General features: G+C 33.8%; 1 protein-coding gene. It reads right to left on the reverse strand.

Annotated features, from left to right (window positions below):
• The coding region (locus ACS8FD_RS20875) for a hypothetical protein (RefSeq protein WP_439277274.1) at nt 1–689 on the reverse strand (689 nt) is incomplete at both ends.

Here is a 689-nt window from a genome sequence, read left to right on the forward strand (position 1 = left end):
TTGACTTGCCTATACCGCCTGATGCCGTGATGATAGTGTGAGTGTTAGTAGATTGAATACTATTGATTATGGTGTCTTGCTGTTGGCGAGGAACATAGTTGTTTGGAAGGGCTTCAAATTTTGGTGGTGCAGGGAAAAAGTCATTAATATCAGTAATATTAAACGCTTCAAGAATGTCCTCTTTTTTTATCGTGTTACTCTTATTCGGTTCTAAGCGTTCCCAAACAGTTGCTACCAATAAATGCTCCATATCGGTAACGTTCTTTGATATCCAAATTCTAGATAGTTCTTTATGAATATCTTGCTTTTGTACGTTAAGATTGCCTTCGATATCATACAAATTAAGATGTGAACAAAAATCTCTTAACTTTGTTTCACTAAGCTTTGTATATTTTTTTAATGTATTGACAGAACGAGTATCTGCAGTAAGCCCTTTAGCAAGGTTATTGACAGTTATTTTAAATTTAGGGCATATTTTTCTATTGGTTATTATAGTAAATTCAAAGTCTGCATAGTCTTTACTATCTTTTGTATCTACAAACCTTTGAGAAAATCCAACAATAGTATCTTTGAGATCGGATATCTTAAAGTCTTCATCGGCTCTAACAGTAGAGTGTTTTAGCTGAAAGTATTCTACTGACTTTTCTCCATCAATTGACTGCCTGTATTCAGCTAGATCAACTACATTT

The sequence above is a fragment of the Psychrobacter sp. 1U2 genome, assembly GCF_051847575.1.